This is a genomic window from Psychrobacter sp. DAB_AL43B (assembly GCF_900168255.1).
Lineage (GTDB): Bacteria > Pseudomonadota > Gammaproteobacteria > Pseudomonadales > Moraxellaceae > Psychrobacter.
This window is the reverse complement of record NZ_LT799838.1, coordinates 1-17,058: the sequence shown is the minus strand read 5'-3', so window position 1 is coordinate 17,058 and position 17,058 is coordinate 1. Positions and strand designations below refer to the sequence as shown.

The window sequence follows — 17,058 nt, the reverse complement described above, 5'->3', positions numbered from 1 at the left end:
TTTTTTGAATAATGACTATAAATTAAACAATTTAGATAATCTACTTAGCTGAAATTAAATAACCATTAAAATGAGTCTTCTATGAACCAAGCTAAGCCCTATCAGCAACGCCAGCAAGCATTAGCGCCTTTAGTACGCTCAGAACCTTGGGATATGCTGATCATCGGTGGCGGTATCACAGGCGCTGGGATTGCTCGTGAAGCAGCAAGACGCGGCTTAGCGGTATTGTTAATTGAGCAAAAAGACTTTGCTTGGGGCACCTCTAGCCGCTCTAGCAAAATGGTACATGGCGGACTGCGCTATATTGCCTCTGGCGATTATAAAACGACCTTACTTAGCGTCCGTGAACGTGAGCGCATGCTAAGCGAGGCTAGTGGCTTGGTCAACGAGATGCATTACGTCATGCCGCATTATAAAGGCAAATTTCCACCGCCATGGATATTCAATACTTTGCTCCGTGTCTACGATGGCTTAGCGGGCAAGCGCTACTCTAAGTACTTTAAAAAAGATGCTTTTTTAAGTTTAAATCCTGGTATCAAGCAAGAGAAGTTTTTGGGTGCCAGCCAGTTTAGTGACGCGGTAACCGATGACTCACGCCTTGTGATGCGTGTGCTAGATGAAGCTATTCATGACGGTGCGTGCGCAATCAATTACCTTAAAGCCGAATCATTAATTACCAATGAGCAAGGCTTGGTCGTAGGCGCTACTCTAAAAGATACCGCATCTGATGATAGCAATCATACTTACCATATTCACGCAAAAGTGGTGGTTAGTGCCACGGGTGCTTGGGCTGATACCTTACGTATGCAAGCCAGCAAGCAGACGGAACAGAGCTTTCAAAAACAAATTCGTCCATCGCGCGGCAGTCATTTGGTGGTCAGTCAAGAGCGTCTGCCGCTTACACAAGCCTATACCTTTTTGCACCCTGTCGATAAAAGAGCCGTCTTTGTCTTTCCGTGGGAAAACCGTACCGTCCTTGGCACCACCGATTTAGATCATCCAACCTTAGACGACAATGAAGTCGGTATCACTAATGAAGAGGTAGACTATCTATTGGTGGCGACCAATAATCTCTTTGATCATGCCAAACTAAGCCGAGAGGATGTCATCAGTACTTGGGCAGGCGTGCGTCCACTGATTTCAGAAGGCGGCGATGGCAAGCGCGTTAGCCCTAGTAAAGAAAAGCGCGACCATAGCGTTTGGTTGGATAATAATTTGGTTACCGTCAGCGGCGGCAAGCTAACCACCTTTCGCCTAATCGCTCTTGATGTGCTTAAGGTTTGCCAAAAAGTGCTCGAACTTGATGAGTCAGCTACTCAAGATAATGCGTCATATAGCAGCCAAGTTTTTAGTAATCAAACGCCAACCAATGCCAAGCTTGCTACCCTACCGATATCGCTACAACAGCGCTTGCGAGGATTTTATGGTAGGCAACTTGATAGCTTACTAGAGCTGGCGCATGACGACGACTTGGCTTATGTGACTGACAGCAATACTATCTGGGCGGAGATTCGCTTTGCTGCTCACTACGAGCAAGTCATTCATTTAGATGATTTATTATTACGCCGTACGCGCTTAGGATTAATACTGCCGCATGGCGCGATGACGCCGTTGATTAGTGAAAGACTGAAGCAAATCTGTCAGCAGGAGCTTGGATGGGATGAACAAAAATGGCAGCAAGAAGTTAAACGTTATCAACAGTTGTGGCAACGCTACTATTATCTGCCAGCAGCTTAAGCTTATTTTTATTACTGCTTATCACTACATAGTTAAGGACGACTATGACCAACAATTTTGATGCCCCTATTTATTTCTTAGCCATAGACAATGGCACCCAAAGCGTTAGGGCGCTTATCTTTGATCAATTTGGCACCGAGATTGCCAAAGCACGCGTTCCTATCGAGCCGTATTTTTCAACGCAGCCCAATTTTGCTGAGCAACATGCCGACTACTATTGGCAAAAATTAAGCGAGGCTTGCCAGCAATTATGGCAAACCTGCGATATCACGCCAGCGCAAATTGCTGGTGTCAGTCTCGCCACCCAGCGCTATACCATGATATGTTTGGATAAGGATAAACAGCCGCTACGCCCAGCCATTGTATGGATGGATTTGCGCCGAGGCGAAGCCAATGACATAGGCTTTCTTAATCCGCTTACAAAAGTCATCGGTATGGGCGAGCTGGTACAAGAGGCGCAGCAAAAGGCACGCTGTAATTGGCTTGCTCATCATGAGCCGGAGATGTGGGCAAAAACAGCCTATTATGTCAATCTCTCTGCTTATTTAACCTATCAGCTTACGGACCAACTGGCCGATTCTACGGGTCACGCGCTAGGCTACCTGCCTTATGACTATAAAGCTCAGACATGGATGAAGCCCAAAAATCTAAAATGGCGACTATTTAATTGCCGACTAGAGCAAATGCCCAAACTCATGCCACCTGGGCAGCTACTTGGTCATATTACTGCTAAAGCTGCTGCCGAAACCGGTATTCTTGAAGGTACGCCAATGATCGCTGCTGCCAGCGATAAAGCCTGTGAAGCGTTAGGTTCTGCTGGACTCGCCGCCGATACCGCTTGCTTAAGCTTTGGCACTACCGCGACCGTCAATACCACCTCAACAAATTATGTTGAAATACTCAAGCACATGCCCGCTTATACCGCCGCCGCACCCAATTACTACAACCATGAATATATGATTTATCGTGGCTTTTGGATGGTTAGCTGGTTTAAAGAGCAGTTCGCTCACTATGAAGAGCAACTGGCAAAAACGCAGGGTATCGATACCGAAAAACTCCTCGATCAAGCAGTCAAGGACATTCCCGCAGGCTGTATGGGACTGATGATGCAGCCGTATTGGTCGCCCGGCGTTCGTCATCCGGGACTTGAAGGTAAAGGTGCGCTCATTGGTTTTGGTGATGTGCATACGCGCGCGCACGTTTACCGCGCTATCTTGGAAGGGCTTGCTTATGAGCTTAAACTTGGCTTTGATACCATTGAAAAACGCACAGGCAAAACCATCAAACACTTGCGCGTCTCTGGTGGCGGCTCCCAAAGCGACTCGGCGATGCAGCTGACGGCAGATATCTTTGGTATGCCCGCTTATCGTCCGCATACTTATGAAGCTTCAGGCTTAGGGGCTGCTATCAATTGTGCGGTAGGGCTTGGTGTTTATCCTGACCACTTAACAGCTACTGAAGCGATGACCCATTTGGGCGATGAATTTTTGCCAATTGACGCCAACGTCCAGCTCTATAAACGCTTATATAATGAAGTCTATCTGAAAATGTATGAGCGCTTAAAACCTTTATATCAAAGCATTCAAGATATCACTGGTTATCCAGCTAAGTAATCCAAACCTTGCACTCCACTCATTACGGCTGTTATAAGATTAAAATAATAACAACGGGGATTACTTAATGACCATGACATCAAAGCCTGAGCTTAAAAACACCCAAGATTACGTTCTAATCAAGTCTCATATTGACAGCATTCCTGAAACCAGACACGTGCACCAATTTAACGAACAAGCTATTCGCCATACGGTCTCATTGAGCGACATCGTTGGTTTAACCAAATTTGGTTTGCATCTCGTACGCGTTGAATCGGGTGATGAGACGACCCAACATCACTATCATGAAGAATCGGACGAGTTCATTTATGTGCTATCTGGTAAGCTTACGCTACGTTATGGCGATGACACTTATTTATTAAATACGGGTGATTTCGTCGGCTTCCCAGCACATGGAGCGGCGCATTCTATGCGTAACGACAGCGATAGCGATGCCGTCTATCTTATGGGCGGTAGCAGACCACCCATTGATATCACCAACTATCCAGACATTGAGCGCAAAATGTACAATATTCATGGCAAAAAGGAATTTGTAGATTTAGAAAATTTGGATCAAGTAAACCCTTAAAACAAGCAAATCTCATCTCATTTTATAAGGGTTGGCACATATCATTTAAGGCGGTATGCATACGATTCAATCCCTCTATTAATATCGCTTTAGGACACGCCACATTGAGGCGCATTTTCAAATGTCCCTCATTACCATATTTGATGCCCGCACTAAGCTCAACTTTAGCATCTCTAAGCGCGTCATAAATCATTTGATCGTCTTGCGCATATGCCGAGCAATCTAGCCAAATCAAATACGAAGCTTCTGGGCGCATGGCTTTAATTTTAGGCAGATGCTGAGCTAAAAACTGCAGGGTTAAGTCAATATTGGCTTCGATATAAGCAAGCGCCTGTACCAACCAGTCACCACCTTGCTCATAAGCACTACGCATCGCCGTATAAGCAAATAAATTTAGCTCATGCTCGTCACTTAAGCGCTGCTGCTGGTTAATTTTACTGAGTAATGCGCTATCTTTAGCAAAGATCATCGAACCTTTGATACCGGCAATATTAAAAGTTTTAGTCATCGAGGTCAGGCTCACCACTTTGTGCTCATAGCCTTTTGCTAGAGTTAAAAAGGGGATGAATTTTTGACTACTTAAGGTTAAATCTTGATGAATTTCATCACTAACAATTCCCACATTATGCTTTTTACAGATTAAAAGTAATGCTTCAAGCTCCTCGGTCGTCCATACGCGCCCGCCAGGATTATGTGGATTACACAGTAAATAAAGCTTCACTTTATGCTCGATAATCTTGGCTTCGATATCGACCAAATCCAAACGATACTGTCCCTCAACTTCTTTGAGTGCAGAAGTCACAAGCTTACGTCCATTGTCCAAAACCTTGGTCATAAAAGGCGTATAAATAGGATCATTGATAAGTACCGCATCCCTTTCCTCGGTAAATACGACCATCATCAGCACCAAACTTGGCACCACACCCGGAGAGAAAAGGATATTCTGCTTATCGAGCCATAAGTCATAACGACTGCCATGCCACTGAATAATCGCTTGGTACAAAGGCTCGGTCGGGACGGTGTAACCCAAGACGCCATGCTGCGCTACTTGCTCAATCGCCTTTAAAATAGGCTGGGCGGTCTTAAAGTCCATATCCGCGACCCATAGCGGAATCGTATCATCGGTATAATGCCATTTAAGCGATCCCGTATTACGTCTGTCTATTATTTCATCAAAGTTGTACAACACCGTATTCTCCTGAGTTAGAAAAAAATAATGGTTTAGGGTACAACATGAATGGCGTCATCACCAATCGCTTTATGGCGTTTGTATAGATGCGCTATAAGACTAACGCTAAAAGATTAATGCTGTGAAACACTAGAAAGGGGATTTAACGGTTTGATTAGAGTTGGATGTATGAGTAGCCAATCCTGCCATCCGCTATTATTGTTTAATTTATAGATTTGTTAGTATCTGATATTAATTAAAGAAGCGTCATTAATCTAACAATCATAGCCTCTATCATTGATAACAACATCAACTCCAAAAAATTCAGAAAAGTCGTCTACGTGTTTATCTAATTGATTAACATCTAGTACTTGATAAATACGAATGCTATCTTTAAAACCCTCTATCCTAATCTCCATCCAACAACCACCCCAACCTTTTGCAGGACGTAGATTGTCAATCTGTATACTTTGGATTTTATTAGGTAGTACCAAGCAAGAATTATCACCTTTGAAACCTATTACCTTATTTATATTATCAATCCATACGATATTATCTTCATCATACTTGAGTAATGCCGTAACAAAGCTTGGTACAGGTTTTATACAGTAATCATAATAGTGATGATATTGCTCAATTTTAAGCCCATAGCTCATATAGTGAATTTTGCTAACAGTGCCTTGATGCTGATAATTACTATCTAGTAAAATAGGATAAGCATAATCTCTCTTATTATAAATATCTAAGCGAGTACATCTATCAGGTATCGAATAATTAAGAACGTAAAAGATATCTTTTATGCGCAAATTGAAAGAGTTTTCATCCATAACCGTATTATCGGTAATTTTTTGCGCGTACGTCTCATATTTAGAGAGAATTCCTGCTAGCTGTGAGTAAGTGTCTGTATGCCTTACTCCCTCTCTAATGTCGACTATATAATGCTGGATTGGTGACGCTAATGAAGTAGAGTTCCATAAAATCTTTGCATGATTAAATTTGATATGACCCACTATAATAGGTATATCAAAATGATAAAACTGTACACCATTTATATCTATTTCTAGATGTCCTAAATTAAGTGCTAACAGTTCTGAATACGTCGTATTCCATGATATGCAATATGAAGAGTTTTTATCTACAGTGAAGAAATATAGAATATCTGGAGAGATATAAGCTGAAAGCTCTTCAAAGTCTGGTTGCCAACTTTTTGAAATTTTTAAAAAACACTTAGACCATATCGCTATTATTTTTTGCTTCCACATAAACTAGACCTTATATTTCACTTCCCCACAAACTCAGCCGCCCTTCTCTCAACCATCGCCATCGCACCCTCTCTGGCATCTTCTGAATGAAATAGCGGCGGCAGATAGCTATGAATGTTAGCCAATGCTGAGCTTGCACCATTACGACTGGCATCTTGTGCTGAGGATAGTAATCCTTGCACGCCAAGCGGTGCAGCTTTACAAATCTCTTGGGCGATAGTTAGCGCGCGCTCATATTCTTCGCCATTTTCGACCACTTCACTGACTAAATTGAGCCTATCAGCAATCTGCACATTGAACGGCTTGCCTGTCAGTAAATAAGGCATAGCTTTTTGCCAACCAGCAGCAGCGACAAAGCGTACGGTCGCGCCACCAAACGGCATGATGCCGCGCTGAACTTCCATTTGCGCAAAGTTGCAGTTGCTACTTGCGATGACCACGTCACTATTGAGCATCAGCTCAATGCCAGCGGTAAAGCAAGTTCCTTGAACCGCGACGACGACTGGTTTGCTGCGCAATTGTCCACCGATACCCCAAGGATCGATTTCGTCGGCAGCAAACTCAAACGCGCCTTTATCCCATTTATCTTGTAGCTCCATCAAATCAAGCCCTGCGGTGAAATGCTCACCATGAGCGAATATCAATGCACAGCGGAGATTCGCATCATTCTCATATTGAGTCAGTGCCTCAGACAGTTGCTTAATCATATGACTGTCAAAGGCATTGCGTTTATCGGCACGATTGAGCCCGATTAGGCAGATGTAATCTTGGACGGCATAGGTAATACGAGTGTCATTGCTAGTGTTATTGCTATTGTGGCTTTCCGTAGTCATGATCTTATCCTTTTAAGGTCTATTATTATGGTGTACGCAGTGTAAATAACATCCACTTGATGTTAATTTGCCTTACTTTCAATATAGACACCCGAACCCTACAACGCAAGTATAGAAATAAACCAACGGTTCGCTTGGCATTGGTTATTCGCAGTGGATAAACAGATAGACTGAGATGAAATCTGCTAAAATGGATCATTATATTCAAACATCAAAGCCCGATACTATGACCAGTAAGCCTATGAACCGTCGCCCGACCACCAATAATCACAGAAATAGATCGCCTGAGACTGCCAAAAAACTTGGCCAACTGCATCCGCGTAATCCGCATCAAGGTCGCTATGATTTTGAAGTATTGACCCGTGCCTTACCTGAGCTTGCCCAGCATACCATTACTAATCCTAAAGGCGAGTCGACGATTAACTTCTCTGACAGTGCCGCCGTGCGCGTGCTTAATCAGGCGCTGCTGGCTCATTATTACGGTGTTAAATTTTGGGATATTCCGGAAGGCTATTTGTGCCCACCAATTCCTGGACGTGCAGATTACATTCATTATATTGCCGACCTGCTCGCGCAGACCACGCATGTTAATAAAGATAATACGCCACCAACTGGCAAAGAAATCCACGCCCTTGATATTGGTACCGGTGCCAGTGCTATCTATCCCATTGTCGGTAGCCAAAGCTATGGTTGGCGCTTTACCGCCACTGATATTGACCCTATTTCGGTCAATACTGCCGCGCTTATCTGTGAAACCAATCCCAAGCTAAAAAGTGCGGTTAAAGTAAAGCTGCAACCTGAGCCTAAATTTATCTTTAAAAATATCATTGGTCGCCAAGATTACTTTGATGTGGTCGTTTGTAACCCGCCGTTTCATGCCTCATTAGAAGAAGCGATGGAAGCCAATAGCCGTAAGCAGCATAATCTGCAACGACATCGTGGTAAGAATGAGAACGAGCAAATCAGCCGTAGCTCAACAAAATCTGGCAATGCGGCACAGAATCTGAACTTTGGTGGTCAGCATAAAGAGCTGTGGAGTGAAGGCGGCGAGATTGCTTTTTTAACTAAGATGATAAAAGAGAGTCAAGACTTTGCAGAGCATGTAGGCTGGTTTACCAGCTTAGTGTCAAAATCTGAAAACGTGAAGCCTTTGCAGTTATTATTAACGCAACTCAGTGTCGCCCAGATGCGTATCATTGAGATGAGTCAAGGTCAAAAGAACACCCGTATATTGGCTTGGCGCTTTAATACTGATGAAGAATAAGTAATAGTTAAAATTAAAAATAACTATAGTTTCACGTGAAACACAGCCCTTATTAAAAAAACACCACTCTGGTATCCAAAGTGGTGCTTTTTTATGGGCAAAATAAGCTGAAACACTAGCGTTACTTAACTAAAAAACATAACCTTTATCGCGATCGCGATCAGCACCACTCCCCCTAAAATTTCAGCTTTATCCTCAAGCCACGTGCCGGAGTGCTTACCCAAATAGACACCGAACAGTCCAAACCCAGCAGTGACTATTGCAATTATTAGACAAGCTAACCATGCATTAAGTGATAATAAGTTTAAAGTAAATCCTGCTGCCATCGCATCAATACTGGTCGCAATAGCGAGCGTCAACATCGTACGATGATTGATATATTCTTGCCTGTTGTTAGCATTCATAGCCCCACTATCAAAGCCTTGAATAGACTCATCTATCGCATCTTGAACATCAGCACTCAGAGCTTCGTAGAGCATTTTTCCACCTAAAGCCAGCAGAATTATACCGCCAATCCATGGTGCAGCAGATGCCAGCCAACCCAACATCACAGCACCCAGTAAATAGCCGATGAGCGGCATCACACCCTGCGCAATACCAAAGTACAGTGCCGCATAAAACGCCAAACGCAGTACGTAAGGACGACTGTGCTTTTGGGACTTAGCACCCAGCCCAATCGCTACGGCAAACGCATCCATCGCCAGCGCAATGGCGAGTAAGATTACTTCAATCATTTATATTTCCACCGGTTAAAGCCAGTCTTAAATTAAGTTCCACGTGAAACAAAAAAAGCCACCTTGCTAGCAAGATGACTTTATAGAATTAATAAGTTAATTTCAAATACTATATATCTAAATTAGAAACCGTCAGCGCATTTTCTTCAATAAAGATACGGCGCGGCTCGACATGATCACCCATCAAGCAGGTAAACATATGGTCAGCTGCAATAGCATCTTCAATCGTCACGCGTAGCATACGACGATTTTCAGGATCCATAGTGGTATCCCAAAGCTGATCAGCGTTCATCTCGCCCAGCCCTTTATAGCGCTGAACCGCCAGACCGCGACGTGCCTCTAGCATCATCTGCTGCCATAGGTAATCAAAGTCACGTATTGGAATATCTTTATTAGTTCCTGACGTACTTTCGCGTCGGATAAAGGCGCTGTCATCGAGCAAAGTATTCCACTCAGCGGATAGACGCAGTAGCTTGCTGTATTCGCTTGAGTTGATAAAGCTGGCATCAAGCAGATAATGATGTGCTAGCTGATGCACATAAACCGTTATCCGTGGTAACCATTGCGCCTTCGTTGAGAGCGCATCACCACTAGAAACAGACTCACCTTCAATGGCTAATTGTGGTTCTGGCTGCGGTTTCATACCTAACAAGTCAGCAGTGACTGCATCCATAGTTGCAGATACGGGCGCATGGATATTAACCAATTCAATCTCAGGATATAAATCACTACCGAAGTGATTAAGCTGGATCTGTAACGACTCTTTCCATGCTTCCATCGCTGACTTATCATAAGTCATATCAGTGCTAAGCTTCGGCGTATGCGTCAATGCGTCGAGTAATACCGCTGGATAACGAATTTGCAGACGCGCTTTAATCAGCTGTGTTTGGTTATAATCATTCAGCAACGTCTCAAGCGCTTGCCCAGTAATCGCAGGTGCATCAGCATTGATATGCAACTTAGTACTATCAATCGTTGATGATAATAAATACGCTTTTAGCGCTTCATCGTCTTTTAGGTACAGCTCTTGACGACCTTTTTTCACTTTATAAAGGGGTGGCTGCGCGATATAAATATAACCACGTTCAATCAATTCAGGTGTTTGACGGAAGAAGAAAGTCAATAGCAACGTACGAATATGTGATCCATCAACGTCCGCATCGGTCATGATAATAATTTTATGATAACGCACTTTATCAGGATTATATTCATCAGGACCAATACCACAACCAAGCGCAGTAATTAGGTTACCGACTTCAGCAGACGATAGCATTTTATCAAAACGCGCGCGCTCAACGTTCAAGATTTTACCTTTTAATGGTAAAATCGCCTGAGTTTTACGGCTACGACCTTGCTTGGCTGAACCGCCAGCAGAATCCCCTTCCACGATGTATAGCTCTGATAATGCCGGATCTTTTTCTTGGCAATCCGCCAACTTACCCGGTAAACCTGCGATATCTAGAGTAGTCTTACGGCGAGTCATCTCACGCGCTTTACGAGCCGCATCACGAGCACGCGCGGCATCAATAATTTTACCGGCAATCAATTTACCAGCGCTGGGATTCTCTTGCAGATAATCATTAAACTTATCATGCATTGCTGATTCGACCGCTGATTTTACTTCGCTTGATACCAGCTTATCTTTAGTTTGACTCGAAAACTTAGGATCAGGAACTTTAACGGATACAATAGCTGTTAAACCTTCACGAGCATCATCACCAGTCGCAACCACTTTCTCTTTTTTGAAGAGGTTTTCACGGTCCATATAGGTATTCAAACAACGCGTTAACGCTGAGCGAAAGCCTGATAAATGCGTGCCGCCATCCCTTTGCGGAATATTATTGGTAAAGCACAGCACTTTTTCGTTATAAGTATCCGTCCACTGTAGGGCAACCTCGACACTGATACCGTCATCTTGATTACTGATGAAATGAAATACATCGTTGACGCCATCTTTACCAGCATTGATGTAGCTAACAAATTCAGACAATCCACCTTTATGCTCAAACTCATGACGCTTATCAATACGCTCATCAGTTAGCACAATACGTACACCTGAGTTTAAAAATGACAGCTCACGTAAACGCTTGGCTAAAATATCATACTCAAAGGTAGTGCCCGTAAACACATCATGACTAGGATAAAAACGGATTTGCGTACCCGTTTGATCTGTCGCTTCCATCTGCTGGATATCGCTATCCGGCACACCATCGGTATAAGTCTGATTATAATGATAGCCTTCGCGCCAGATATTCATCTCAAGCTTTTTAGATAAGGCGTTAACAACCGAAACACCGACGCCATGTAAACCGCCAGATACTTTATAACTGTTGTCATCAAACTTACCACCAGCATGCAGTACCGTCATAATGACCTGTGCTGCAGACACACCCTCTTCTGGATGAATATCCACAGGAACGCCGCGACCATTATCCATGACGCTCACAGATTCATCTTCGTGAATGATGATATCAATCTGGTCACAATGACCGGCAAGCGCTTCATCGATAGAGTTATCCACTACCTCAAAAACCATATGATGCAAGCCGGTACCATCATCGGTATCACCGATATACATGCCAGGACGCACGCGCACTGCTTCTAATCCGCGCAGTACACGAATATCTTTCGAGCTATAATCAGAGGGTAATGCTTCAGGAACGACAGCGGCGGCAATAGTCTCAACTACGCTGTCTGACGTTAGTTGCTGGTGGTCGGTAGGTAATGAATCACTCATGTGCATTCCTTAATCTAGCCATTATCAGCTGCGTACCATCAATCATCACCACAGTGGCAATACTTGATGATGCTATCTTAGCTATCGTTTTTATAGTTAAATTCTGCTATTAGTGTGGTTGACCTAAGATTTCCAACAGTTGAAATACGGGCGAAAACCAGTTATAAATAATACAGACTTAGTATTATTTATAAAACAATCATTGCCAGTATTTTCAATCTTCAACACACTTTGAAGAATAATATTAAACGGTTATTTATCAAAGACTTAAATGCGTCCAATCAGTAATAAATATTTATATAAAACAGTAAGACAGCTCGCTGAGAATAGAACAAAAATAAAGCCCTATTTTAGCATTTTTTTGCTTGTAAGTCACTGTTTACTGGTAGTTTTATCAGTTCTAGAAGGTTGGGTGAATCGAGGAAGTTGAGCGTGGATTTGAATATAATTTATAGCAAGTTATAAAAGAAGCTAGGCACTTAAAAATATCAATAACCATTAAATTATTTAAGGATAATTAAGTCAATTGAAAATTATTGAGTAAGTAAAATATCACCTTGTTTCATGTGAAACACTTTAGGCTCTGACCAATATTCATTTATCAGTGGCAAGATACTGTCGGTCAGACTGCTCATAAACACCTGACACGGTAGCTGCGCTAAGGTAGACAGTAAAATATCTATCGCTCTCTCATCAAGCTCTGCAGTAATATCATCTAACAGTACCACTGGTGTAGCGTTTAGCTTAGCGTCACTGCTAGATAGCTCACTATTATTTTTAACGTTAAGCAACAATGGCAACTGCGATAAGCGTAATGCGGTAATTAACAGCTTTTTTTCACCACGCGACAAGACGTTAGCCGCCTGCTCTTTTAGAACTGGCAATTTAACACTTACATCGGCTGCCGAGATGGTACTGATAGTTGGGTGTTCATTATTCATTGCTACTGGATCGCTAGATCGCCAATGCACATGAATGTCAGCGCGATGGTTACCGATACGGGTATAACCGAGCTGTAAATCCTGCTCTAAACGCTCGTTAAGCTGTATATCGAGTGCTATACCAGTATCGTAACCTGCATTGTAGCTTAAGCTTAATTGCTGCGCATAGGATGGCAATAACTGAGTAATACTCTCAGAAAAATAAGGCTGCCACGCTTCAAATATAGATTCACGATAATGATGAATCAAGGCTGCATGATTGCTAAGCCCTTTATCCCATGACTTTAGCTCAGCAAGCTGAACTTGACTAAGATGCCGCCTCTGTTTTAGCAAACTATTGCGCTGTTTTAACAGGCGTTGATAAGCAAGCCATTGCGGGTGGAAGCCTTGTTTCATGTGAAACACCAACCAATCTAATAACTGCCGACGACTGGCACTGCCCTGCTCTAGCATGTCCATCGTCGATGGATCTATGAGTAATGTTGGCAGCTGCTCAGTTAAGATACTCTGGTTATAAACCGTGGTTTGATTGAGACGTAAAATCGTCGTAGCATCCGCTTGCTTTTGGATAGCCAATGTACTGCTATCGCTGAGTTTGGCATGCACGGTTGCTGCGTTTTGATGGTGCTGAATATAGCGTTTAGGCTGATTATGGCGGAAACTCTTGCCTCTTGATAGCAAGAATATCGCTTCAAGTAGCGAGGTTTTACCGCTGCCATTAGCGCCGATAATAACGTTGCAAGCAGCAGACGCTAGATTGACTTGCGTTAAATTACGCAGGTGTGAAATTTGTAGACGTTCAATCATAATACCGATAGCCGCCTATAAAAATCAATGATAATTAACAAACATAAGTTTAATAAAATATCTAGGTGTGGGAGGTTAAACTTAAAGCCTAACCACCCAATATTTTTGAATAACAAACTAGATACGCATTGGCATAATCACGTACTGATGGAATTCATCATTTAACTGATTGACCAATACCGACGCATTTGATTGGCTCATATGCATTTGTAAGTCACCTTGGATGACACCTAGCACGTCTTGTAAATAGGCGGCATTAAATGACAGCTCCATTGGTTCACCTTGATACTTGGCTTGTATCATCTCAACCGCTTCATCTTGCTCAGCATTATTGGCACGTACTTCTACCATGCCATCGCTTGCAAAATTAAATACCACCCCGCGAGATTTTTCATTACTCAAAATCGCGACGCGGCGCAGCACATCCATCATTTTTTCTTGATTGAATAAGGCCAGCTTATCAGTATTGCTAGGCATCACACGGCGATAATCAGGGAATTTACCATCAATTAAACGCGCGGTAAAAGTCACCATAAGGTTTTGACTGACCTGCCCTGCACTATCTACATCACCAAACGGCAAACTGACTTGCAAAAACTCACGACCGAAACTTAACGTGACTGCGTTATCTTGATCGCCAAGCATCTTACCTAGCTCAGAAGCTAGACGTTCAAGCTCAATCACAGCTTTACGCGGCAAAATAGCCTGCATATTCAAATCCGCACTGACGTCGATAACGCTACGTGCTAAGGCCAGTCTATGTCCATCGGTCGCAACCGTCGTTAGCTGCTGCTGCGATACGTCAAACAGCATACCCGTCAGATAATAGCGTACATCTTGAATCGCCATCGCAAACTGCGTTTTATGAATCAAATCCGTAAGACGACTACGATTGATAGTCAAAGGGGTAATATTTTCAGGATTTCCCAAGCTTGGATAATCTTCGCTGGGCAATGTGCCCAAGGTAAAGCGGCTTTTGCCACTGGTCAATAAGCAGCGCTCGTTTTCTTGAGTGGCAAGGTTGATTTGTGCTTGAGCGGGTAATGATTTACAAATATCTCTTAATTTGGTCGCCGGTAACGTCGATGTACCTGCTTGAACACAAGCACCGGCAGGCAATTTCAACGTCGATGTCAGCTCTACTTCTAAATCAGAAGCTGTCAAAACAAGCTCTGACTCAGACAATTGCAACTTGATATTACCCAAGATAACCATATTGTGGCGTTTATCCGCAGCCTTGGCGATCAAGTTTATGGCTTTTAGTAACGACTCTCGATTAATCGATAATTGCATGCTTAGTTACTCTTATTTAAATGATTCTTTTTATAAAAATATAAAATAATGGCTTAATAATACCTTGTCTACTGACGATAATCCATTAGCTGTCTGTGTACGCTTATTTTCAATATTATAAACCATATCTATCTACTAAAATATAGTGATAGCAAAGCCTTCTAACCCGCTTGCAACATCAGTGCTAGCGTCTTGTAATCCTTGTCAAACGCTGGATCTGCTGCTCGCAACTCATTAACCTTATCGCAAGCATGCATCACTGTCGTATGGTCGCGTCCACCAAAGGATTGTCCAATCTCAGGAAAGCTATCGCTAGTCAACTCTCGTGATAATGCCATCGCTATTTGGCGTGGTCTAGCAATACTACGCGTACGTTTGCGTCCCAGCATATCTTTAATGGTCACATCATAATATTCAGCGACCACTTTACGAATATTATCCATATTAACGGCTTGTACGCGCATTGCAACGATGTCTTTTAGCGCATATTGCACCATCTCAAGCGTAATAGGGGCACCGGTTAAGTTAGCATTAGCAAATACTTGGTTCAATGCACCTTCTAAACGCCTCACGTTAGAGACGACGTTTTGAGCGATAAATAACGCGCACTCTTTAGGTAAGCTCATGCCATACGAAGCAGCTTTCCTTTGTAAGATTTGTACACGCGTATCAATTTCAGGTGGATCAACGGCGACCGTTAAACCCCAAGAAAAACGCGATCTAAAGCGTTCGTCAAACTCAGTCATCTGTGATGGATGCCGATCCGAAGCTAAAATCAGTTGTTTATCACCACTGGTAAAATCTGCAAACAATGTCAAAAACTCATTACTACTTTTAGTCTTTCCAGCCAATACGTGAATATCATCTACAATTAATAAATCCACTTTTTTTATTTTCTTTTTAAAATCTTCTATTTTATTATTTCTTAATGAATAAACTAATTGATTAATAAATTTTTCAGAAGTGAAATAATAAAAACTTTGATTATTTTTTAAATAGCGATGGGCTACAGAATGCATTAAATGCGTTTTCCCCAAACCAGAAGGTCCATATATAAATAAAGGATTGTGACGATTTTTTGATTGACGTTTACCAAGCTCATAACACGCCTTATAAGCCAGATTGTTTGACTTACCAGTGACAAAGGTTTCAAAGGTAAAATCAGGATTTAAATAACTTAATGATTTCGCATCACCCGAGTCGACCAGCTCTGCGTGACGCATATTGGCATCGATATCTGCTTTGGCATTGTTATGATGGATGGTTTCAAACTTATGATCTGCAGTAGGAGAGGGGAGGTTATCTTCTGCAAATAAGGATCCTGATTGTGACTGAACATCATCATTGGTATCACGGCCAGCATTATCGACACGGACGATAACTTCTTCTATATTGCCTTGGCTATGCTTAGTAACCAGCTGCTGAATGTCCGCTAAATGGTTCTTTTTGATATATGTCACAAAATAATCATTGGGAGCAAGAATAATCAATGTGTTGGCTTCTTGATGAGCGGACAGTGGTCTTAACCACATAGTGAACACATTATCTTTGACGTGATAACGTAGGTCGTTTAGGCATTTATCCCAAATATTTGCTGTATCTATCATGAATATCACTAACCCTATAGTCTAATATATCAATATTTTTTATTGTAAAAACCAGTCAACTCATACCTGATAAAGCGTTGATGTTGACATCAAAAGCTCTATTATAAGATTACTCAAAATCACACATCAGATAGGGGGCTAATCTAACACAAACGCCCTGTGGATAACACCTTGTTTTTTGTGGATAACACTGTGGATAGTTTTGTGGACAAGTCAATAAAGTAAGTTATCCATATTTCACCCACAGGTTATCCACAGGCTTACCCATAGCCTAGTATTTTGATAATAAAGAGAAAATCACACTTAACCCCAGAAAAAACAGCTCCCAATAACAACAATATCTATATATATTAATTAATTAATTATTATGGAATTCGACTCAAACTGTGGATAACTTCTGAAAAGTGATTGAAAACCACGGTTATATTTAATTCAACAAATAAGGTTTATAACCAGAATTCTACAGACAATGATTTAAAAACATCTTTTCTAAA

The 17,058-nt window shown here is 42.2% G+C and carries 12 protein-coding genes; 4 read left to right on the top strand and 8 right to left on the bottom strand.

Features of this window, described 5'->3' with window-relative positions:
* Positions 1 to 81 precede the first annotated feature (81 nt).
* From DABAL43B_RS00060 to DABAL43B_RS00050, 3 genes are all read left to right on the top strand, one after another.
* Positions 82 to 1,737 (top strand): glycerol-3-phosphate dehydrogenase/oxidase, encoded by a 1,656-nt coding sequence (locus DABAL43B_RS00060; protein ID WP_079690490.1) that lies wholly within the window; start codon positions 82 to 84, stop codon positions 1,735 to 1,737.
* 44 nt (positions 1,738 to 1,781) lie between these two features.
* Positions 1,782 to 3,350, top strand: a complete 1,569-nt coding sequence (locus DABAL43B_RS00055) for an FGGY-family carbohydrate kinase (RefSeq protein WP_079690489.1) — start codon at positions 1,782 to 1,784, stop codon at positions 3,348 to 3,350.
* A gap of 67 nt (positions 3,351 to 3,417) precedes the next feature.
* On the top strand, positions 3,418 to 3,918 hold the full coding sequence (locus tag DABAL43B_RS00050) for a cupin domain-containing protein (protein WP_079690488.1): 501 nt from the start codon (positions 3,418 to 3,420) through the stop codon (positions 3,916 to 3,918).
* 22 nt (positions 3,919 to 3,940) lie between these two features.
* On the opposite strand, the gene DABAL43B_RS00045 is transcribed toward DABAL43B_RS00050, so the two are convergent.
* The 3 genes from DABAL43B_RS00045 to DABAL43B_RS00035 form a co-directional block, all read right to left on the bottom strand.
* Positions 3,941 to 5,107, bottom strand: a complete 1,167-nt coding sequence (locus DABAL43B_RS00045; protein WP_079690487.1) for a MalY/PatB family protein — start codon at positions 5,105 to 5,107, stop codon at positions 3,941 to 3,943.
* 254 nt (positions 5,108 to 5,361) lie between these two features.
* Positions 5,362 to 6,348: a hypothetical protein gene (locus DABAL43B_RS00040; RefSeq protein WP_079690486.1), complete on the bottom strand. Its 987-nt coding sequence runs from the start codon at positions 6,346 to 6,348 to the stop codon at positions 5,362 to 5,364.
* A gap of 17 nt (positions 6,349 to 6,365) precedes the next feature.
* A complete protein-coding gene (locus DABAL43B_RS00035; protein ID WP_079690485.1) occupies positions 6,366 to 7,181 on the bottom strand; it encodes a crotonase/enoyl-CoA hydratase family protein in 816 nt (271 codons plus the stop codon).
* Positions 7,182 to 7,407: 226 nt separating this feature from the next.
* Here DABAL43B_RS00035 and rlmF point away from each other — a divergent pair, with 226 nt between their 5' ends.
* Complete coding sequence (gene rlmF / locus DABAL43B_RS00030; RefSeq protein ID WP_079692973.1) at positions 7,408 to 8,445, top strand: 23S rRNA (adenine(1618)-N(6))-methyltransferase RlmF; 1,038 nt, start codon at positions 7,408 to 7,410, stop codon at positions 8,443 to 8,445.
* A 125-nt stretch (positions 8,446 to 8,570) separates the two neighbouring features.
* Here the strand turns inward: rlmF and DABAL43B_RS00025 are convergent, their stop codons facing one another.
* The 5 genes from DABAL43B_RS00025 to dnaA form a co-directional block, all read right to left on the bottom strand.
* On the bottom strand, positions 8,571 to 9,179 hold the full coding sequence (locus tag DABAL43B_RS00025) for a manganese efflux pump MntP family protein (protein ID WP_079690484.1): 609 nt from the start codon (positions 9,177 to 9,179) through the stop codon (positions 8,571 to 8,573).
* A gap of 109 nt (positions 9,180 to 9,288) precedes the next feature.
* Positions 9,289 to 11,916 carry a DNA topoisomerase (ATP-hydrolyzing) subunit B gene (gene gyrB / locus DABAL43B_RS00020; protein WP_079690483.1) on the bottom strand — a complete coding sequence of 876 codons (2,628 nt, stop codon included), beginning with the start codon at positions 11,914 to 11,916 and terminating at the stop codon, positions 9,289 to 9,291.
* A gap of 533 nt (positions 11,917 to 12,449) precedes the next feature.
* Positions 12,450 to 13,664: a DNA replication/repair protein RecF gene (gene recF, locus DABAL43B_RS00015; RefSeq protein WP_079690482.1), complete on the bottom strand. Its 1,215-nt coding sequence runs from the start codon at positions 13,662 to 13,664 to the stop codon at positions 12,450 to 12,452.
* Between the two features lie 117 nt (positions 13,665 to 13,781).
* Positions 13,782 to 14,957: a DNA polymerase III subunit beta gene (gene dnaN / locus DABAL43B_RS00010; protein ID WP_079690481.1), complete on the bottom strand. Its 1,176-nt coding sequence runs from the start codon at positions 14,955 to 14,957 to the stop codon at positions 13,782 to 13,784.
* A gap of 161 nt (positions 14,958 to 15,118) precedes the next feature.
* Positions 15,119 to 16,564, bottom strand: coding sequence for a chromosomal replication initiator protein DnaA (gene dnaA, locus DABAL43B_RS00005; protein WP_079690480.1), 1,446 nt, complete (start codon positions 16,562 to 16,564; stop codon positions 15,119 to 15,121).
* Positions 16,565 to 17,058: the final 494 nt, after the last annotated feature.